The organism is Actinoplanes sp. CA-051413 (genome assembly GCF_050955795.1).
Taxonomy (GTDB): Bacteria; Actinomycetota; Actinomycetes; order Mycobacteriales; family Micromonosporaceae; genus Actinoplanes.
Genome location: NZ_CP192100.1, coordinates 4,443,104 through 4,462,116 on the forward strand (window position 1 = coordinate 4,443,104; position 19,013 = coordinate 4,462,116).

Annotated in this window: 17 protein-coding genes; 5 read left to right on the forward strand and 12 right to left on the reverse strand. The window is 72.7% G+C overall.

What is annotated here, in order from left to right; translation table 11 throughout:
* Positions 1-69 precede the first annotated feature (69 nt).
* The 5 genes from ACQP2Y_RS20535 to ACQP2Y_RS20555 all read left to right on the forward strand — a co-directional run bounded on the left by ACQP2Y_RS20535 (position 70) and on the right by ACQP2Y_RS20555 (position 4,481).
* Positions 70-1,017: a LysR family transcriptional regulator gene (locus ACQP2Y_RS20535; RefSeq protein WP_360827277.1), complete on the forward strand. Its 948-nt coding sequence runs from the start codon at positions 70-72 to the stop codon at positions 1,015-1,017.
* Positions 1,018-1,131: 114 nt separating this feature from the next.
* Positions 1,132-2,370 carry an MFS transporter gene (locus ACQP2Y_RS20540; RefSeq protein ID WP_433730605.1) on the forward strand — a complete coding sequence of 413 codons (1,239 nt, stop codon included), beginning with the start codon at positions 1,132-1,134 and terminating at the stop codon, positions 2,368-2,370.
* 34 nt (positions 2,371-2,404) lie between these two features.
* Complete coding sequence (locus ACQP2Y_RS20545) at positions 2,405-3,046, forward strand: TetR/AcrR family transcriptional regulator (RefSeq protein ID WP_433730607.1); 642 nt, start codon at positions 2,405-2,407, stop codon at positions 3,044-3,046.
* 1 nt (position 3,047) lies between these two features.
* The gene (locus tag ACQP2Y_RS20550) at positions 3,048-3,725 is read left to right on the forward strand and encodes an enoyl-CoA hydratase-related protein (protein ID WP_433730609.1); all 678 of its coding nucleotides are present in this window, start codon (positions 3,048-3,050) and stop codon (positions 3,723-3,725) included.
* Between the two features lie 273 nt (positions 3,726-3,998).
* Positions 3,999-4,481, forward strand: coding sequence for an ATP-binding protein (locus ACQP2Y_RS20555; RefSeq protein WP_433730611.1), 483 nt, complete (start codon positions 3,999-4,001; stop codon positions 4,479-4,481).
* A gap of 10 nt (positions 4,482-4,491) precedes the next feature.
* Here the strand turns inward: ACQP2Y_RS20555 and ACQP2Y_RS20560 are convergent, their stop codons facing one another.
* The 12 genes from ACQP2Y_RS20560 to ACQP2Y_RS20615 form a co-directional block, all read right to left on the reverse strand.
* Positions 4,492-5,418 carry a DMT family transporter gene (locus ACQP2Y_RS20560; protein ID WP_433730613.1) on the reverse strand — a complete coding sequence of 309 codons (927 nt, stop codon included), beginning with the start codon at positions 5,416-5,418 and terminating at the stop codon, positions 4,492-4,494.
* A complete protein-coding gene (locus tag ACQP2Y_RS20565; protein ID WP_433730615.1) occupies positions 5,415-6,197 on the reverse strand; it encodes a phosphatase PAP2 family protein in 783 nt (260 codons plus the stop codon). The genes ACQP2Y_RS20560 and ACQP2Y_RS20565 overlap by 4 nt, the downstream gene beginning before the upstream one ends.
* A gap of 128 nt (positions 6,198-6,325) precedes the next feature.
* Positions 6,326-6,961 (reverse strand): TetR/AcrR family transcriptional regulator, encoded by a 636-nt coding sequence (locus ACQP2Y_RS20570; RefSeq protein ID WP_433730617.1) that lies wholly within the window; start codon positions 6,959-6,961, stop codon positions 6,326-6,328.
* Between the two features lie 86 nt (positions 6,962-7,047).
* A complete protein-coding gene (locus ACQP2Y_RS20575; RefSeq protein ID WP_433730619.1) occupies positions 7,048-7,884 on the reverse strand; it encodes a carbohydrate ABC transporter permease in 837 nt (278 codons plus the stop codon).
* Positions 7,881-8,825, reverse strand: a complete 945-nt coding sequence (locus tag ACQP2Y_RS20580; protein WP_433730621.1) for a carbohydrate ABC transporter permease — start codon at positions 8,823-8,825, stop codon at positions 7,881-7,883. The genes ACQP2Y_RS20575 and ACQP2Y_RS20580 overlap by 4 nt, the downstream gene beginning before the upstream one ends.
* A gap of 5 nt (positions 8,826-8,830) precedes the next feature.
* Entirely contained in the window at positions 8,831-10,138 is a 1,308-nt protein-coding gene (locus tag ACQP2Y_RS20585; protein WP_433730623.1) for an ABC transporter substrate-binding protein, read from the reverse strand.
* Between the two features lies 1 nt (position 10,139).
* On the reverse strand, positions 10,140-12,266 hold the full coding sequence (locus ACQP2Y_RS20590; RefSeq protein WP_433730625.1) for a glycoside hydrolase family 36 protein: 2,127 nt from the start codon (positions 12,264-12,266) through the stop codon (positions 10,140-10,142).
* 2 nt (positions 12,267-12,268) lie between these two features.
* The gene (locus ACQP2Y_RS20595; protein WP_433730627.1) at positions 12,269-14,440 is read right to left on the reverse strand and encodes a CBM35 domain-containing protein; all 2,172 of its coding nucleotides are present in this window, start codon (positions 14,438-14,440) and stop codon (positions 12,269-12,271) included.
* 108 nt (positions 14,441-14,548) lie between these two features.
* A complete protein-coding gene (locus tag ACQP2Y_RS20600) occupies positions 14,549-15,586 on the reverse strand; it encodes a LacI family DNA-binding transcriptional regulator (protein WP_433730629.1) in 1,038 nt (345 codons plus the stop codon).
* Between the two features lie 53 nt (positions 15,587-15,639).
* Positions 15,640-17,253 (reverse strand): diguanylate cyclase, encoded by a 1,614-nt coding sequence (locus ACQP2Y_RS20605; RefSeq protein ID WP_433730631.1) that lies wholly within the window; start codon positions 17,251-17,253, stop codon positions 15,640-15,642.
* 54 nt (positions 17,254-17,307) lie between these two features.
* A complete protein-coding gene (locus tag ACQP2Y_RS20610; RefSeq protein ID WP_433730633.1) occupies positions 17,308-17,829 on the reverse strand; it encodes a hypothetical protein in 522 nt (173 codons plus the stop codon).
* A gap of 43 nt (positions 17,830-17,872) precedes the next feature.
* The gene (locus ACQP2Y_RS20615; protein WP_433730635.1) at positions 17,873-18,649 is read right to left on the reverse strand and encodes an AbfB domain-containing protein; all 777 of its coding nucleotides are present in this window, start codon (positions 18,647-18,649) and stop codon (positions 17,873-17,875) included.
* Between the last annotated feature and the right edge of the window lie 364 nt (positions 18,650-19,013).

Here is a 19,013-nt window from a genome sequence, read left to right on the forward strand (position 1 = left end):
GCGGGCGGCCTGGATATCAGGAAGACCGATTCGTTGATGCCCGCCATCCACCGCGTTTATGGTGACCCGATGGCCGTCGACCGTGTGCTGGTCAATCTGGACCTGAATCTGCTGGTCACGCTGGACGTGCTGCTGCGCGAGCGGAACGTGACCCGGGCGGCCGAGCATCTGGGCTCGAGCCAGCCCGCGGTCAGTGCTGCCCTGGCCCGCCTGCGCCGGCACTTCGGTGACGACCTGCTGCACCGGGTCGGCAACCGGTACGAGCTCACCCCGCTGGCCACCCAGCTCGTCTCCCGTACCGCCCCGGCGCTGGCGGGCATCCGGCGGGTCTTCGACGTCAGCGCCGAGTTCGACCCCTCCGCCGTCGAGCGCGAGTTCACCATCGTCACGTCGGACTACGCCGCGGCGGTGCTGGGCCCGATCGTGACCCGGCTGCTGGCCGAGCGGGCGCCCGGCGTCCGCCTGCGGTTGCAGCAGACCTCCCCGTACGCGGTGGACCACGCGGTCGACACGCTGCGCGCGGTGGACGGCATCGTCCTGCCGCACGGCTTCCTGGCCGACACCCCGTTCACCGACCTGTACGAGGACCGCTGGGTCTGCATCGTGTCCCGGGACAACGACGCCGTCGGGGCCGGGCTGACCCTGGCCCAGCTCGGCGAGCTGCCCTGGGTGGTGCTCTACAACCTGCCGACCGCCTTCGCGCCGGCGGCCCAGCAGCTGCGCATGATCGGCGTCGAGCCGCGGGTGGCGGTCGTCGTCGACGGCTTCCTGCCGATGCCGTTCCTGGTCGCCGGCACCGACCGGGTCGCGCTGTTGCAGGAGCACCTGGCCCGGCGCATCGCCGGGCTTGCCGCCGTCCGCATCCTGCCCTGCCCGTTCGAGGTGGTGCCGCTCGCCGAGGCGTTCTGGTGGCACCCGATGTACCGCGCCGACCCGGCCCACGCCTGGCTGCGCGAGGTGCTCGCCGAGGCGGGCCGGCTGCTCGCGGCCGGCGCCCCGGACCATCCACGGGGCTGATGGCCGCTATCCACGGTTCGCTCTTCCCCCGGTGACGGCTGCCCACCCATAGTCAGCGCACTGGATGTGACCCGCGGCACATCCGCCGTCGTCGTCACAGGGAGAGGCACCCGCATGTCCGAGACCATCCTGCCCGCGCCGACGGGGGCGGGCACCCCGCAGACCGGCCCCCGCCGGGCCGGCCCGGCCCAGCTCGCCCTGCTGCTCGCGGGCAGCTGCCTGTCGGTGCTGGGCGCCGTGCTCATCGCGCCCGTGCTGCCGCAGATGACCGACCACTTCGCCGGGGTCGCGGGCTCCGAGGTGCTGGTGCCGATCGTGCTGACCGTACCGGCGCTGTTCATCGGTCTCGCCGCGCCCTTCGCCGGCTTCGTGGCCGACGCCGTCGACCGCAAGCGGCTGCTCATCGTCGCGATGGTCCTCTACTCGGTCTTCGGGACGGCCCCGCTCTACCTGGAGTCGCTGGGCGCCATCATCGGCAGCCGGGTCCTCGTCGGACTCTGCGAAGCGGCGATCATGACGTGCTGCACCACCCTGATCGCCGATTACTGGTCCGGCTCGCGGCGCAGCCGGTACCTCGGCCTGCAAACTCTGATGGCGTCGGTGTCCGCTGCGGTGTTCCTGGGCGTCGGCGGTGCGCTCGGGGCGGCGGGCTGGCGTACCCCGTTCTGGCTGTACTTGGTGGCTGTGCTGCTCGCGTACCCGATGGCCCGGATGCTGTGGCAGCCCGAGCGGGCACCGGCGGGCGCGGCTGCCGCGGGCCGGCGGCTGCCGAGCGTGCCGTGGCGCGACCTGCTGGTGCCGTGCCTGGTCACGCTGGTCGGCGGCATCATCTTCTACGCGCTGATCGTGCAACTGTCCTTCGTGCTCGACGACGCCGGCGTCGCCTCCACCGCCACCATCGGGGCGCTCAGCGCACTGATGTCCGTGGCGACCGCGGCCGGCTCGCTGGCCTTCGCCCGGCTGTCCGGGCAGAGCCCGCGGCGGCTGCTGCCGGTCGCTTTCGCGGTCTCCGCCGCCGGGCTGCTGGTCGTCGCGGCCACCGGTTCGGTCCCGCTGATCACCCTCGGTGCGGTGCTCACCGGGGCCGGCACCGGCCTGCTGCTGCCCACGCTGCTCACCTGGGCGATCAACCGGCTGAGCTTCGAGCAGCGCGGCCGGGGGACCGGACTGTGGACCGGCGCTCTGTTCATCGGCGAATTCTTCTGCCCGCTGCTGATCGCGGGCATCGGCGCGGCGGTGGGCGGGCTGCGACCCGCGCTCGCGGTGCTGGCCGCCCTGGCCGCGGTCCTGGCTGTCGTGACGCTGATCGTCGTGCCGCGCGACGCCGAACCGCTCGACGTCACCCACGGCTGACTTATTGGAGCGGCTGCTCTGATATAACTGCCGGGTGCCCCGCCGCCGCGTCCACGACCTGGACCACCTGCTCGACACCGCCGAACGCCTCGCCGCCGAGCTGGGCGCCGGCGGTGTCACGGTGCGCGGCCTGGCCGCCGCGGCGGACGTGCCCAACGGCACCATCTACCACGCGTTCGGCTCGCTCAACACGCTGCTCGCCCGGGCCTGGCTGCGGGCGGCGGAGGCCTTCCTGCGGTTGCAGACCGAGCTCATCGACGAGGCCCGGCCGGGTGGGGCCCGCGAGGCGGTGGTCGCCGCCGCGACTGCGCCGGCGATCTTCGCCGAGCAGCACCCGGCGGCGGCCCGCATGCTCTTCACCGTCCGGCGCGAGCAGCTGCTCGGCCCGGAGCTGCCGGAGGCCGACGCCGACGCCCTGCACGGGCTCGACGCCCGGCTGGTGCAGATCCTGATCCGCCTGGCCGAGCTGCTCTGGGACCGCCGCGACCGGTACGCGGTGGAGATCGTCACCACCTGCGTCGTCGACCTGCCCACGGCCCTGTTCCGCCGCGCCCTGACCGGCCCGTCCGCCGACGGCACCGTGCTCATCGACGCCGACCACCGCCGGCGCCTCGCAGCGGCCGTCCGCGCTGTGCTCGACCTCCCGCCGCCCGCACCACCGACCCGGAAGGGCTGACATGCCGACCCTGCACCAGGACCACCCCGTCCACGTCCTCGACCTCGGCGACGACGAGAACCGCTTCTCGCCGTCCTGGATCGCCGGCGTCAACGACCTGCTCGACGTCGTCGTGCAGGGTTCCGAGGCGGCGGCACTGGTCACCACCGGCCAGGGCAAGTTCTTCTCCAACGGCCTGGACCTGGACTGGCTCGGCGAGAACGGGGACCAGGCACCGCAGTACCTCGTCGACGTGCAGCGGTTGCTGGCCCGGCTGCTCACCCTGCCGGTGCCGACCATCGCCGCGATCAACGGGCACGCGTTCGGCGCCGGGGCGATGCTGGCCATGGCCCACGACTTCCGGATCATGCGGGCCGACCGCGGATACTTCTGCTTCCCGGAGGTCGACATCACCATCCCGTTCACGCCCGGGATGGCCGCCCTGATCCAGGCCAAGGTGACCCCGGCCGCGGCGATCGCCGCGATGACCACCGGCCGGCGCTTCGACGCGCCCACGGCGGTCGCGACCGGGCTGGTCGACCGGGCGGCCGACGAAGCCGGCCTGGTCGCCGCGGCCACCGAGGCGGTGCGGCCGCTCGCCGGCAAGGACCGCGGCACCCTGGGCAGCATCAAGTCCACGATGTTCGCCACCGCGGCCGCCGCACTGCTCGCCGCCGCCCCCGCCGTCCCCGCGAGTTGACCTGCGGCGCGGCGCTGAGATCACCGCCGAGTTCGGCACCGTCGCGGGACGCGACGAGCAGGCGGTCACCCCAGGATGCCGACCGGCTGCGGACGACGATCGAGCAGCGGACCACCGCCCTGGCGGCGGACGAGGTGATCACCAAGGGCTGAGCGGACGACCGGCCGGACCGGCCCCTCCGGGCGCCGGTCCGGCCCCCGCAAAACCGTTGTCCCAGGACAACGATGCTTTTGCCGATCTCGGCGCCCGGCGCGGCAGGGCTATGGTTCCTGGGTGGCCACCCCGGAGTCCCCGCTCACCCAGAACACCGGGGCGAGTGCGGGCGCCGGGCCGGTGGGCTCGACGACCGAGGTGTTCACGCGCGACTTCACCACCGACGACATCACGGACCTCCGGCACGACCTGCGGCGTCACGCCGCGGCCGCCGGGCTGCACGACGACGCCCTCGACGACTTCGTGGCAGCGGTGAACGAGCTGGTCACCAACGCCGTGCGGCACGGCGGCGGGCACGGCTCGCTGCGGCTGACTCTGGACGCCGACACCCTGATCGCGGACGTCAGCGACCGGGGCGAGGGCTTCGCGGGGGAGCTGCCGGTGACCGCGGGGCCGCCCGCGGCCGACGTCCCCGGCGGTCGCGGCATCCTGCTGGCCCGCCGGCTGACCGACACCCTGCTGATCAGCGACGGCCCGGACGGCGTCACGGTGACCGTGACCCGATGCCTGACCGCGCCGATGACCACACCACCCAGCGCCTGACCCAGGGCGGTCAGCGCAGGGAGGGCGTGCGGGACGCCGGGCGCCGGTTGCGCTGAGCCACCGGACGGTGCCGCGGACGCCGCCGCACCGGCCGGAGCGCCTTGCGGCAGGCCGGTCTCGGCGTAGGCCGGCCGGGGGTCGCCAGCAGCACCACGCCGACGGCCGAAACGACAGCAGCCAGGGCGGCTGCGAGCACCGCCGGCAGCGTCAACCCGGCACCCAGCCCGAGCAGCACGACCCCGATGCCCGCGGCGGCCACCGGGTTGACGATGGTCAGAGTCGCGAGCGGTCCGCCCAGCCCGTACCGGTAGGCCGCCTGCGACAGCAGCAGTCCCGCCGCGGAGAGCGTGACCAGCGTCAGCACCGTGCCGGCCACCGCCGGCTGTTCCAGCGCGGCGAGCCCGTCGGCGCCGATCCGCAGCAGGGCGGTCTGGGTCAGCGCCGACGCCGCGGCGAAGGCGATCCCGCCGGCCGCGGCCAGCCGCAGCCCCGGCAGCCGGGCCGGACCCGGAACCGCCCGGTACGCCCGCCCGGCGAGCCCCACGATCAGCGCCACCGCCAGGAGCACCAGCGCCAGCACCTGGGCGTCGGTGAGGGCCTGCGTCGGAGCGGCCGTGCCGACGGCGAGCAGCAGCGCCACCAGGCCGGCGACCGTCGCCAGCGCGCCGCGCCACTCGCGGCCGCGGACCCGTCGTCCGGCGACCGTCGCCCCGACCGGCAACGCCACCACGAGGGTCAGCGCACCCAGCGGCTGCACCACCGCGAGCGACCCGTAGGCCAGCGCGCCGACGTGCAGCAGCGCCCCACCGCCGTTCAGGCTGATGATCATCCACCAGCGTGGCGCCGCGGCGAGACGCTCCTGCACCACCGCCGCGAGCGCGTACGCCACGGCTGACAGCAGTGAGAGCAGCACGGTGGCGATCAGGGCCGCGCTCATGCCGGCTGCTCCACGGCGACGGCGGCCGGTTGCGGAACCACGCGGCCGAAGACGGCGTGCGGCTGACGGCCCGGCCACGGGCACACCACCAGCACGGCGACGAGCAGCGCCGCGGCGACGATCCCGTCCATCCAGTAGTGGTTGCCGGTCACCACCACGACCAGCAGCGTCAGCGCGGGATGGGCCAGCCAGGCCCAGCGCCACGGCCCGCGGGTCACCGCGATTAGGGTGACCGCGACCGCCAGGGCCCAGCCGACGTGCAGCGACGGCATCGCGGCGTACTGGTTGGTGAGCGTGTCGGTCGCCGGGTCGCCGTAGACCATCGGCCCGAACAGCCGGCCGGTGTCGAGCATCCCGGTGGCGGTGAGCATCCGGGGCGGCGCCAGCGGCAGCAGCACGTGCACGACCATCGCGGCGGCGGTCAGGCCGGCGAGACTGCGCCGGGCCCAGCGGTAGTACTCCGGCCGGCGCAGGAACATCCAGAGCAGGAACGCGGCGGTCGCCGGGAAGTGCACGTACGCGTAGAAGGTGTTCGCCGCCTCGAGCAGGGCCGGCTGCCCGACCACCGCGTGCTGCACGGCCACCTCGCCGGGCAGGTGCAGGAAGCGTTCCAGGTCCCAGATCCGCCACGCGTTGCCGACGGCGACGTCGTCGCGGCCCTGGATCAGCAGCCGGGCCAGCTTGTACGCGAGGAAGAGCCCCACCACCAGGGCCAGCTCCGGCAGGGCCCGGGGCCGCGCGGCCGGGTCGGCGACCGGCGTTCTCCTAACCTGGCTCATGCCGGTCCCTCCGATGGTTCACGCCGGTGATCGGCAGGTACTTACCGTCGGCGCGGTCGTCGGCGGGGCGTGCGGTGTCGTCCGCCGGCCAGGGCGGCCGGAGGGCGGGGGTGTGGAACGGGGGAGGCTCAGCCGAGCGGCGGGCCGGTATCCGCGGAGTGCGCCGGGGCGGGGATCGGCAGGCCCCGGCTGAGCAGGTCGAGGGCCTCGCCGAAGATGTCGGCGAGACTGCGCCCGGTGGTGCCGGTGGCCCACAGGCCCAGGCTGGTCTTGAGCGCGATGCCCGACGCGTCGGCCAGCAGCCGCGGGTAGACATCGCGCTGCACGTCCGTGCCGGTGCGCTCGGCGATGACCTCGGCCATCCGCCGGCTGAGGTCCTCGAAGCCGGTGAGATGCTCGGCCAGCAGCGCGTGGTGGCAGCGGATGAGCCCGAGCAGGTTCATCAGGTCGTGCCCGGGCATCCCGGTCTCGACCGACGGCAGCAGAACGGCCCGCAGCGAATCCCAGATGGACTCGTCGGCGGGCCGCCCGCGCAGATTGTCGGCGACCTCGTGGGCCCGGTCCCGCAGCCCCGCGACGATTGCCTCCTCCTTGCTGGAGAAGTAGTTGCGGAACGTCCGCGGGGAGACGTGCACTTCCTCAGCGATCCGCTCGGGAGTGAGGGTCGCGACCCCCTCGTCGAGGGCGAGCTTGAGCGCGGCGTCGCAGAGAGCCCGGCGGGTCGCCAGCTTCTTGCGCTCGCGCAACCCGGGCTCGTCCGTCATGACCTTGACGCTACGGCTTTTTTCCGAGCCAGCAAGTTTTCCAAACCGGAAACTTTAGTGCTGTGGATCACTGCCCGGGCTGACGCTCACTTCACCGCGCCGCTGGTGATGCCGGAGATGATCCGGCGCTGGGCGACGGCGAAGACCACCACGAGCGGCAGGCTCATCAGGATCACGTACGTGAAGATGAGGTGCCAGTTGTTCAGGTAGAGCCCCGCGCTCGCCACCCGGAACAGGTTCAGGGGCAGCGTGTCCAGGCGCCCGCCCACCACGAAGAAGGCGTAGAAGACGTCGTTCCAGACGTACAGGCAGACCAGGATCGTGGCGGTGGCCAGCACCGGGCGCAGCATCGGCAGCACGATGCGGCGGAAGACCAGCACCGGGCCGGCGCCGTCCAGTTGCGCCGCCTCCTCCAGTGCGGGCGGGATCGTGCGGACGAAGCCGGTGACGAAGAAGATCACCGTGGACAGGTAGATGCCGAGGTAGACGCCGATCATCCCGGTCGCGGTGCCGGCCAGGCCGAGCTGGCGCAACAGCAGCACCACCGTGACGACCGCGGGCGGCAGCACGATGCCGCTGATGCCGATCGCGTACAGCACGGCGTTGAGGCGGGTGGCGCGCCGGGCCAGCACCCACGCCGCCATCGAGCCGAACGTCAGCACCCCGGCGACCGTCGGCACGACGACGAGGAGGCTGCCCAGGAAGGCCGCGGGCACGTCGCCGTCCACCCAGACCTGCCGGACGTTGGCCAGCAGTTGCCAGTGGCCGGGCGGGGAGAGGTCCGGGTTCAGCGCCTCACCCTGGCTCTTGCCGGCGGTCATCACCACCAGCCAGAGCGGCACGCCGATCACGGCCACCACCAGCACGGTCGTCACCACCGGTTGCAGCCGGCGCCAGAGCGCCGCGTCGCTGAGGCCGGTCACAGGATCTCCTCCCGCTTGCGCAGCAGATAGATGACGGGGAACGCGAGCAGGGCCACCAGCAGGAACAGCATCAAGCTCATCGTGGTGGCCTGGGCGAACAGACCCTGGCCGAAGGTCCGGAAGATGAAGATGTTGAGGATCTCGGTGGTCCGCGCCGGTCCGCCGCCGGTGGTCGCCTGCACGATGTCGAAGCCGTTCATCGAGCCGAGCAGCGCGGTGGCCACGTTGAAGGTGACCGCCGGGGCCAGCAGCGGCGCCCGGACCCGCCAGAAGGCGTACCAGCGGGACGCGCCGTCGATCCGGGCGGCCTCGATGACGTCGTCCGGGATCGTCTTGAGCCCGGCCAGGTAGATGAGCATCGACAGGCCCATCCACTTCCAGCCGTGGATGACCGAGACGACCACGATCGTCCAGGTGGTGTCGCCGAGCCAGGCGTAGTCGAACGGATGGCCCAGCACGCCGCCGATGAGCTGGTTCAGGCTGCCCTCCGGTTTGAGCAGCGCCTGGAAGATGTAGCCGACCGCCAGCGCGGACATCAGCACGGGGATGAGCAGGAAGACCCGGGCGATCCGGTTCAGCAGGGTGTCGCGTTCCAGCAGGACGGCCAGCCCGAAGCCGAAGACGTTCTGGAAGATCGCGACCAGCACGGCGTACAGCAGGGTGATCCGCAGGGCGCGGAACAGGCTGCCGTTGGACGCCAGCTCGGTGAAGTTGTCCAGCCCGACCGGGTTGATCGCGGCCTTGAAACCGGACCAGTCGGTGAAGGCGTAGATGAAGTTGAACAGCGTCGGCAGGAAGAAGAAGACGAGCAGGATCGCGAACGCGGGCAGCAGGAACCACGCCGGGTACGTCCGCCGGTTGACGGTCCCGGCCCGGCGGCGGGTGCGCGCCGCCGGACCGGCGGGTGCCCTGGGCGCCCGCGTTCTTTCGATGGTGGACACGCGGGTCAGAAGCCGGGCGCGCCGGCGGCCTTGGCCAGTTGCGCGAACTGGTCCTGGGTGGTCTTCGCAACCTGTTCCGGGGTCATGGTGCCGCTGATCATGTCAGCCAGGTTGAGGTAGAGATCGGGATTGGCGACCGCCAGCGCCTGCATGGAACCGACCGAGGCGGGCAGCGCCGCGTGCACGTCGAGCAGGGCCTGGGGTACGCCGGGCGGGTTGGGCACCGACGGCTCCAGCGAGACGGTCTTGCGGTCGGCGACGAAGGAGGTGTAGCCGGGGCCCATCCAGTACGTCATCAGCTGCCGCGCCGCGGCCTCCCGCTTGGCGTCACCGGTCTTGAACGCCACCAGCGCGTTGGACTGGTCCGGGATGAAGGTGCCGATGTTGCCGGACGGCGCGATCGGGAAGAACCCGATCTTCGAGTCCAGTTCGGCGGTGCCGGCCTTGGCCTGCAACTGGCCGAAGAACGAGTTGACCTGTACGACCATCGCCGCCTTGCCGCCCAGCAGCGCCGTACCCTGGTCCTCGAACTTGGCGGTCTTGATGTCCGCGTTGAACAGACCCTCCTTGATCAGCGACTGGTATCGCTTGATCGCGTCGAGCACGACCGGGCTGCTGAAGGTCTCCTTGCCGGTGTTCACCTTGTCCCAGAGGCCGGCCTTGGCGGCGTCCGCGAGCTGCACCTGCACCCACCACTGGGTGGCCCAGCGGTCGCCGCCCATCTCATGGAACGGCGTGACGCCCTTGGCCTTGAGCTTGCGGGCCACCTCGACCATCTCGTCGAAGGTCTTCGGCGGGGCGGCGATCCCGTTGGCCGCGAAGACCTCCTTGTTGTAATAGACGCCCTCGACCGCGGGGCTGGTGACCAGCGCGGCGTAGCGGGTGCCGTCCTGGATACCGGTGATGTCCTTCAGATCGGGGGCGAGCTGGGTCAGCCAGGACGCGTCGGTCAGCGGCTGCAGGTTCGCCTTGGCGTTGAGCGCGGTCAGCATGGAGGCGGTCGGCTGCCAGAACGCCAGGTCGGGCTTGTCCCCGGTGGCGACCTTGGTCTGCACCCCCTGCTCGTACGGGTCCGGGATGGTGACCACCTGCACCTTGGCCCCGGTGGCCTGCTGGAATTCCTCGATGACCTTCTTGGGCACGGTGTTGCTGTTCTGCGCCGCCCAGATGGTCAGCTGCACACCGTCCAGCTTGGCCGTGGCCTCGGGCCAGGTGACGGCGGTGTCGGCGGGCGCCTCCGCGGAAGGGTCGCTGCAGGCCGCGAGCCCTAGGGTGAGCACCGCCGCGGCGGCGATGACCGGCAATCTTCGCATCTCATCCTTCTTTCTCAGGGTGGGTGACGCCCGCGCCGGCGACCAGCCGGAAGATGCGGGCGGCGGGCTCGGCCCCGCCGGCGGCGACGGTCAGCGTCGCGGTGCCGGGGGACCAGTCACAGCTCCAGGCCGGTAACCGGCGGGGATAGAGCACGTCGGCCCCCACGGACCGGCCGCGCAGGTGCGGGAGGTCGAGCCGGACACCGGGGTCCGCGCCCGGCCGCCGCCACACCGCGAGGTAGGTGACGTCGCCGGCGCGCAGGGCCAGGCTCAGCCAGGGATCGGCGAAGCCGGGCAGCCCGAGCGGCCACACCGGCACCGCCGTGGTCAGCACCGAGCGGATCTCGGCGTAGTGGCGGACGCCGTCGTGCACCAGCGCGCGCTGCTGGTCGGTCATCGCGTCCAGGCGCCCGGAGAGGTAGAGCCGGCCGAGCATGCCGGTGCACATGGTGAAGGCGATCTGCTCGTCGGTCATGTCCGGCTGCGGGTAGGCCCAGCTCGCCGCCTGTTCCGGCAGCACGGACAGCGGCGCCGCCACCGCGATCGGCGGATATCGCAGGTGGTCCTGCTGGTCGCTGGTCGACTGCAGTTGCATGCGGGCCAGCAGCGCGTAGTCCATCCGCATGGCCCCGGACGCGCAGTTCTCCAGGGTCAGGCCGGGATGGCGGTCCAGCACCCGGTCCAGCCAGGCCAGGTGCGCCCGGTTGTGGTCGAGCAGCCCGGCCCCGGCGCTGGCGGCGGCGAAATCCGTACCGGTGCCTGGGTCGATGTTGTAGTCGAGCTTGAGGTAACCCACGCCGAGCTCGCCGGTCAGCCGGTCGACCACCTCGTCCAGGTGGGCGACCGCGGCGGGATGCCGCAGATCCAGGTGGTACCGGTCGTGCTCGGCCAGCCGCACCCCGCCGCGCTGCAGGAACGCCGCGCCGGGCAGCCGGGCCGCCATCGGGCTGCGCACGCCGATCACCTCGGGCTCCAGCCACAGCCCGGGGACCATCCCGTGGCCGCGGATGCGGTCCAGCACCTCGCCGAGGCCGCGAGGGAAGCGGGTGTGCGACGGCCGCCATTCGCCGACGCTGTCCCACCAGTCAGTGCCGTTGTCGTACCAGCCGGCGTCGATGCAGAACACCTCGGCGCCGGCGGCCGCGGCGGCGTCGACCAGCGGCAGCAGCTTCGCCGTGGTCGGGTCGCCCATCAGCGTGTTCATGTAGTCGTTGAAGACCACCGGCAGGGCCGCGCGGTCCGGGTGCGGGCGCACCAGCGCCCGGCGGTGCTCGGTCAGCGCGGCCACCGCACCGTCCAGGCCGTTTTCGGAGACGGCGATCGACACCGGTACGGTCTCGAACGACTCGCCGGGCGCGAGCCGCTCCTGCCACTGGTGGTCGATGTCCGTCGGACCCAGCAACGCCACGTACGCGCCCTCGCGGCGTTCGCCGACCTCCCAGCGCCACGGCCCGTTGTGCTCGATCTGCCACAGCCAGGCCCGGCCGGTGACCCGGTCGACGAGGCCGGCGGTGGGCAGGTGCGCCCCCGTCGACCAGGTGCCGTCGCTGGTGACCGCGTACCGGCCGCGGCCGTCCTGACCGTGGTCCCGCAGGCCGACGTCGGGCAGGTGGTCGCGGAGGCGTTCGCGCACCCAGCGGCTCTCGCCCAGCCACTCGCTGTCGGCCCGGACCAGATCCAGCTCGTCCACCGGGGAACCGGCGAACCCGGCCGCGAACGACGTCACACCCAGCAGCAGCACCGGTGCCAAGCCCTCGTTGGTGACCCGGGTCGTCACCTGACAGGCCCCGACCCCGTCGGCCGAGCGGAACCGCACCTGGGCGGCCAGGCCGGTCCGCTCGTCCCGCAGGAGAACGAGCAGCTGGTGCCACCGGCCGTCCCGGCTCTCCGAGTTGCCCGTGCACCGCAGCCGTACGCCCACGGCCGTGTCCGAGAACCGGTGCGAGGCCCGCGCCCGGCCCTCCCCGGCGATCAGCAGCTCGACCAGGGGCTGGTTGGCCCGCGGCGCGGCCGGTCGGCCGGTGGTGAGCGTGCGCACCGCCACCGGGGCGTCCGGCTGGGCGTCCACGATGAGCCGCAGAGCGGGGTGGCCCCAGGCCACGCTGGTGCTGAGGTCCGACAAGACCACTGTCACTCCTGCCCGATCGGTGCGGCGATCCGGATCAGGTCGATGTTCGGGGCGTAGCCGGTGGACGCGTTGCCGAAGGTGATGGTGTTGGCCCCGGCGGCCAGGTCGACGTCCGTGACGGTGGTCCGGTAGATCGACCAGCCGAGCGTGTTGCGGAAGTACACGCGCCTGGCGGGGCCGCTGTTCACGCTGATCTCGGCGTACCGGTCGACGATGTTGCTGTTGTAGTTGGTCGCGCCGTCGCCCAGCTCACCGTTGGCGTAGCCGACGACCATCCGGTAGCGCCCGGCGGCCGGGACCGTGACCGTGGTCCGCAGGGTGTTGCCGGCGCCCGCACCGAGGTAGCCGACATACCTGCCCCCGGAGGCGGCGGTGTCCGTGGCGACCACGGCCGTGCCGGACAGGGTGTTGCCGGTGGCCTCGGCCTCGTAGGTGGTGACCGTGCCCGTGGTGGGGGAGACGTCGAGGTGGTCGATGTTGACCGCGTCCCGGTCGTCCGCGGCGTACGCGTTCACGTCGATCCGGTTGATGCCCGCGGTCAGGAACACCTTGCGGGTGACGGTGTTCCAGGTGTTCCAGTCCGTCGTGCCGGGCAACGCCAGGTCGGTCAGGTCGGCGCCGTTGAGCCGCAGCCGCACCGACCTGGTCGCCGGCGCCCCGGTGTACGGCCCGGCGGAGTAGCGCAGGCCCACGTTGTAGTAGCCGTCCGCCGGCGCTGTCACGACGAACTTGGTGCTGGCGGTGGTGCTGCCGCCGTACCCCTCGACGAAGTACGTGCCGGAGTAGCCGGTGTTGCTGCCGTAGGTGATCCGCGCGCTGCCGTCGATGCGGGCGTACTCCGCCTCGTAGCGCGACGCCGACGCCACTGTGGACCGGTCCGTGTTCGGGGTGACGACAACGTGGTAGGCCGATGTGCCCTTGAGGCCGGTCAGCGGCACGGTGATCTGACCACCACTGGCGGCGTAGTCGCCCTCGCGGACCAGGTACGGCCCGGCGGACGGGTTGAGCCCGGAGGTGTCCACCGCCCACACCGACGCGTGCACAGTCGTGCCGAGATACGCCGCCGCCCCGAGCCCGGTGACGACCACGTCGGTGTCGTACGTGCCGGACGCCGGGTTGTTGCCGCCGAAGATGACCCGCGCCTGCTTCTTGGCCGGGTCCAGCGCCGCGACCGCCTGCAGCGAGCCCGTGGCCGAGGGCGGTGTGACGGCGACCGTGCCGCCGGTCAGCTCGCCGTACCACTTGTAGAGCCACCAGGCGCCGGTCGCCTGGTTGTTGCGGGTGACCAGGTCGTTGAGCCCGCCCGCGGTGGTCCAGTACGCGAGGCAGCCGTCGACCTTGCTCTTCTCGAACCGGGCGACGAACTGCACCAGGTTGCCCGGCACGCCGAGGTCGCCGGAGAACCGCCCGTACTCGTTGATGGTGATCGGCCGGGGGCTGATGCCCAGCGTGACCTCCATCGCGCGGTAGTCGTTGTAGTGCGACTCCCACCCGGTGAAGAAGTCGTCGCCGAGCTCGTGCCAGGTCATCACGTCGGGCAGCACGCCGTTGGCCTTGGCGGCGGTCAGGAACGAGCGCAGGTCGGCCGAGCGGTAGGCGGCGAAGTTCGGCCCGGCGATGCGGGCGCCCGGATCGATCGAGCGGATCCGCTGGTACACGGTCTTCCAGTCGGCGTTCAGGCCGGCCATGTCGCCGGCGTACCAGATGCCGTCGGGCTCGTTGAACGGCACGTAGACGTACGAGGCGCGGTACGGGTCGGCGACCACCTTGCGGGCGATGGTGTCCACCTTGGCCAGGTAGTCGGCGAGGCCCAGGTCCTCGTACGGCCACTGCTTGTAGACGTCCTGGAGGTAGATCTGGATGTCGCGGCCGCCGGCGCGCTTGAACATCGGGGCGATCCTGAGCGCGTCGCCGTTGGGGTGCTGCAGGCCGTCCGGTGCCTTCTGAGCGGTCACCTGGGGGCGGAGCGCGGCCAGCATGGTCTCGTTCGGGATGCCCTCGTCGCCGAGGCCGTAGAGGAAGCCGGTCGCGCCGTAGCGCAGCGCCCCGGTGCCGGCGGCGAGGTCGACGACCAACCGCTGCGCGGCGGCGTGTGCGGGAGCAGCGGACTGGGCCGCCACCAGGACGGTCACCGCGGCCAGACAGCCGGCGGCTCGGATCGTCAGGGATCTCAACGCGGACCTCCACGGGGGGATGTGTGACCGGTCACATGCATGGCAGTGATTGTGACCGGTCACATGGCCCACGGGAAGTCCCGTTACCGTTCTGTTACCAGCAGATGTCTACCGGGCGCGCGGGACCGCGGTCGACTCGCGAACGACCAGATGAGGGGCGGGCAGAGCGGGCTCCGGCCCGGACTCACCGGCCACCAGTGCTGCCAGCGAGGCGTGGCCGAGCGCCACAAAATCCATTCGTACGGTGGTGAGCGCGGGCGTCCAGTACGCCGCCCCGGGCACGTCGTCGAAGCCCACGATGCTCACGTCGCCGGGCACGTCCCGGCCCGCCTCGTGCAGCGCCCGCCGGACCCCCAGGGCGGTGTCGTCGTTGCCGCACAGGATCGCTGTGACCCGGGGATCCTCGGCCAGCCGGCGCCCGGCCAGGTACGCCGAGCCGGGATCCCAGCCCCCGGCCACCACCTCCGGCACCGGGGCTCCGGCCGCGACCAGCGTGTCCCGCCAGCCGCTCTGCCGTGCGCTCGTCCCGGTCTCCGACGGGATGGTGACGTGCTGCACCGTCTCGTGGCCCAGCTCCAGCAGGTGCCGGGTGGCGGCCCCGGCGGCCTGCCGCTCGTCCAGGTAGATCATCGTGCGGGCGCTGCCGGAGACCCCGCCGGCCTCGGTCACGCCGACCGCCGGGACGTCGTCCGGCAGGGCGCGCAGCACGTCGGCCCCCACGGCGTCGAAGGCCACCACGATCACGCTGCCCGCGCTGGGATCGCTGACGTACTCGACGGCGTGCCGGACGTCCGCGACCCCGCCCGACTCCACCACCCGGATGCCCACCGCCAGCCCGCGCAGCCGGGCGGCCTCCTCGATGCCCTGCACCGTCGCCGCGTAGCCGTACAGCATGGTGTTGGTGGTGACCACGGTGACCGCGCCGGCCCGGCCCTTGCCCAGCGCCCGGGCCGCCCGGTTGGGCCGGTATCCGAGCCGCCCGATCACCTCGAGCACCGCGCGCCGGGTGTCCGGGCTGACGCTCGGCGACTCGTTGAGCACCCGCGAGACGGTCTGGTAGGACACGCCCGCGGCGGCCGCGACGTCACGGATGCTCAGCGACGGCTCGCGGCGTCGCGGGGCCGGTGGGTCCGAGGAAGCTCTCATCACAGCGTCATGGTGTGCGCCCGCCGGGCCCAGGTCAAAGACGCCGGCCCGGGTCAGCGGCGGGACGCGTCGTGCACGACCCGGTCGCGGCCCGCGTGCTTCGCGGCGTACAGGTTGCGGTCGGCCAGCGAGAGCAGGGTCGACGCGCTGGTCGTGCCGCCGGTGTAGGTCGTCACCCCGATGCTGGCGGTCACCGGCAGGCTGCCGGTCAGCTCCGCCCACGGATGCCCGCGCAGCTTCCGGCGCAGTTGCTCACAGAAGGCCGCCGCGGTGGCCGGATCTGTGCCCGGCAGCACCAGCACGAACTCCTCGCCGCCCAGCCGCGCCGCCAGCGCCGGCTCGGCGACGGCCGTGCCGAGCAGCGCGGCCACCTGCTGCAGCACCTGGTCACCGACCCCGTGCGAGAACGTGTCGTTGACCCGCTTGAAGAAATCCAGGTCGAGCAGCGCCACGGACAGCGTGGTCCCGTCCCGCATGGCCGTCTCCACCAGCCGTTCGAGCTGCTCGTCCACGTGCCGCCGGTTGTACAGGCCGGTCAGCGGGTCGCGCAGGGCCAGCTGGCGGAACTGCTCCGTGGCCCGGCGGGCCTCGGCGGTCTCGAAGACGGCCTGCGCCGCGTGCGCCCGCATCTCCCGCTGGGCGCTGTGCAGCTGCTCGGTCGCGGCATGGAACAGGCGGTACTCCGCGTACGCGGCCGGGAAGTCGCCGGTCGTCGCGAACAGTTCCGCCCGGGCCTCGTGGACCCGGGCCGCGACGCCGGCCAGCGCGCGTTCACCGGCCAGCCGGGCGGCCTCGTCCAGCGCGGCCCGGGCCTGCTCGGGCTGCCCGCCCGACCGGTACGCCTCGGCCGCCGTGAGCAGGCACTCGGGCAGCGCGTCACCCTCGGTCACCAGCGGGCCGGCCGGGTCCTCGAGCACCGGCCGCAGCACCTCCAGCGCCTCGGCGGGCCGGCCGTGCCCCAGGCTGATCCGGGCCATGGTGTCCAGGTACAGCCCGTCGAGCACCAGGGCGTGCCGGGCCGCGATGCTCCGGATCCGGGCCACCAGCGCGTCGGCCTCGGCCAGGTCGTCGTTCTCGTACGCGGTGAACGCCAGGTTGTTCAGGATGGTGATCTCCATGGGGGCCGCGTCGTGCGCGGTGGCGATCTCCAGTGCGGCGGCGAACTGCTCGTGGGCCTGCGCGTACGAGCCGTTGACGTCCAGCACGAGGGCCAGAGTGATCAGGTGGCTCGCGCGGATCAGCGGCGGTGCGGCGTCGGCGTACTCGGCGCCCGGGGCCGCGTGGGTCAGCGCTTCCGCGGCGTCGCCCAGGCACCGGTGGAAGATGGCCAGCAGGCGGTGGCTGCGGGCCAGCAGGTACCGGTCGGCGTGCTCCTCGGCCCACATGTTGACGGACTTGGCGATCCGGCCCTGCTCGGCGACCCGGCCCAGCCGGCCGAGCACGTCACCGGTGACCAGCTCGGCGCGTTTCTCCAGGTCGGTCCAGCCGTGCCGGCGGGCGGTCCGCTCGGCGCGACGGGCCGGCCCGGCCACCGACCGGAAGTCGTCGGCCGTGCGCAGTTCCAGGTCGAGCAGCAGCGCGGCCAGGGACTCCCGGCTCACCCCGGCCGGGCCCCGCGACGGCGCGGCGGTGTCCGGCCCGTGCACCGCGGAAAGCATCGCGCTCATGGCTGACACCTTCGGCCGCCGGCGGGCGTACCTGAGCGATCCGGCCGGCCCCCGCTAGAGCCGGCGCTTGCGCAGGTGCGGGACGGTCCACTCGGTCGGCGGCCAGCCCGGCACGGGCAGCTTGTGACTCAGCGCCGCGATCAGCCAGCCGCGGTCGGGGCTCAGCCGGGTGATGAACGCCTGGCTCGTGGCCGACGGTCCGCGGTCGGGCGCGCCGGAGTGGGCCAGCGTCGGCACCACGGTCAGCTCCATGTCGGCGCCGACGGGCTGCGAGCGGCTGGCCGTGGGCACGCCGGCGGCGAGGAACGCGTAGAACCGCCGCCAGTGGCGGGCGCACACCTGGAGCATGTCGGCGAACCAGGGGTCGGCGGAGTCGCGGGCCGCGAGGGCCGCGGCCCGGTCGTCGTCGGGGGGCTGGTTCATGCCGAGCAGGAAACTCTGGGCGATGGTCGTGCGCAGGTCGGTGTCGAGCGGCACCCACAGCTCCCGGATGTCCCGGGCGCCGTGGACCTTCTCCGCCCACATCGCGATGGCCTGCAGACTGCTCGACGGTTCGCCGTCGGTGGGTGGGGGCATTGCCTCATTCCTCTCCCGTTCGCCGTGCCACGCGAACGGGTGATCAGAGCGGGGGGCGGACGATGAACCGGGTCGCCGTGCCGGTCGTCGCGGGCGTCAGGCCGAGCAGCGAACCGTCCTCGGTGAGGAACCTGTCCGGGTAGTTGTGCGAACGCAGTGCGACGACGCCGGCGCGGCTGCTGGTCACAGGGCAGAACGTGGCGTCCCGGGCGAACAGCCGGGTCCGGTCCGCCCGGTCCAGCCGGATCCGGAAGTCGCGGTGCCGCAGGAACGAGCCGGGATAGTTGCTCGACTCGAACGACACGCAGGAACCGTCGGCCAGGCCGGGCCGGACGACGAACCGGGAGTCGGCCCGCTCCAGGGCGGAGCTGCCCGGCCCGATGCGGTCGGTCCGGCCCCGGAAGTCGCGGTGGCGGACCCGGTAGCCGGGCGCGTCGGCGAGCTCGAGGCTGACCGCGGACCCGGCCCGCAGCGCCGCGACCGGTGCCGTCGCAGGCCGGGATCGCGTGGGCTGCGTCCCCGTGGGTCGGGGCGCCGGCCGGCGGGTGGTTGTGGTGGTGTCCACCGCCGCGACCGGTGGGCGTTGCTGCCGCGCGGTCGCGGTCGGGGTGCTCGTGGTGGGTGGCCGCGAGGCCGACCGGGCCGGCGCGGGGTCGCTGGACGCGGTGCCGGCGGCGGGCACGGGCAGGCCCGCCGGTGGCGGGAAGGCTGGCGCGGCGGGCAGCGGCAGTCCCCGGTGCGCGGGCGCCGCGGGTTTTCCACCGAACTGGGTGAGCGCGACACCGATCAGCAGCAGGCCCGCCACGGCGGCGCAGAACATCGCCAGAGAACGGCGCCGCTCACCCTTTGTCGGGGCACTTAATTCATAAGATGTAGCGACATTGGCCCGAGGATGTGAACGGTAAACAACCGGTGGAGTAAGCGGGCCTGGGTCGGGCGGAAATGCCTGGTACGGGGGTAACCACCCGCCGACCCGCAACCGGGTCCGGGCGTCGTCCTCAGAGGTCATGCGTTTCCGTTCGCCGAGAATCAGGCCGGACCACGGGAAACCGCGACGGCCGACGCGGATATGCTCCGGCCTCTGCGCCAACTTCGCAACCCTTACATCGCCGGACATCCGGGAATGGTGCCCGCGCGCACCGTCCGCACCGCCTCCGACCGGCGGTCCGAGCCGTTGTCCAGCT

Excerpts from the sequence above, each read along its gene's own strand:
- ACQP2Y_RS20535 (WP_360827277.1), top strand. The coding sequence starts at position 70 with ATGGCCGTCGACCGTGTGCTGGTCAATCTGGACCTGAATCTGCTGGTC.
- ACQP2Y_RS20560 (WP_433730613.1), bottom strand. The coding sequence starts at position 5,418 with ATGAGCGCGGCCCTGATCGCCACCGTGCTGCTCTCACTGCTGTCAGCC.
- ACQP2Y_RS20610 (WP_433730633.1), bottom strand. The coding sequence starts at position 17,829 with ATGCCCCCACCCACCGACGGCGAACCGTCGAGCAGTCTGCAGGCCATC.
- ACQP2Y_RS20565 (WP_433730615.1), bottom strand. The coding sequence starts at position 6,197 with ATGAGCCAGGTTAGGAGAACGCCGGTCGCCGACCCGGCCGCGCGGCCC.
- ACQP2Y_RS20570 (WP_433730617.1), bottom strand. The coding sequence starts at position 6,961 with ATGACGGACGAGCCCGGGTTGCGCGAGCGCAAGAAGCTGGCGACCCGC.
- ACQP2Y_RS20540 (WP_433730605.1), top strand. The coding sequence starts at position 1,132 with ATGTCCGAGACCATCCTGCCCGCGCCGACGGGGGCGGGCACCCCGCAG.
- ACQP2Y_RS20615 (WP_433730635.1), bottom strand. The coding sequence starts at position 18,649 with ATGTTCTGCGCCGCCGTGGCGGGCCTGCTGCTGATCGGTGTCGCGCTC.
- ACQP2Y_RS20600 (WP_433730629.1), bottom strand. The coding sequence starts at position 15,586 with ATGAGAGCTTCCTCGGACCCACCGGCCCCGCGACGCCGCGAGCCGTCG.
- ACQP2Y_RS20605 (WP_433730631.1), bottom strand. The coding sequence starts at position 17,253 with ATGAGCGCGATGCTTTCCGCGGTGCACGGGCCGGACACCGCCGCGCCG.
- ACQP2Y_RS20550 (WP_433730609.1), top strand. The coding sequence starts at position 3,048 with ATGCCGACCCTGCACCAGGACCACCCCGTCCACGTCCTCGACCTCGGC.
- ACQP2Y_RS20585 (WP_433730623.1), bottom strand. The coding sequence starts at position 10,138 with ATGCGAAGATTGCCGGTCATCGCCGCCGCGGCGGTGCTCACCCTAGGG.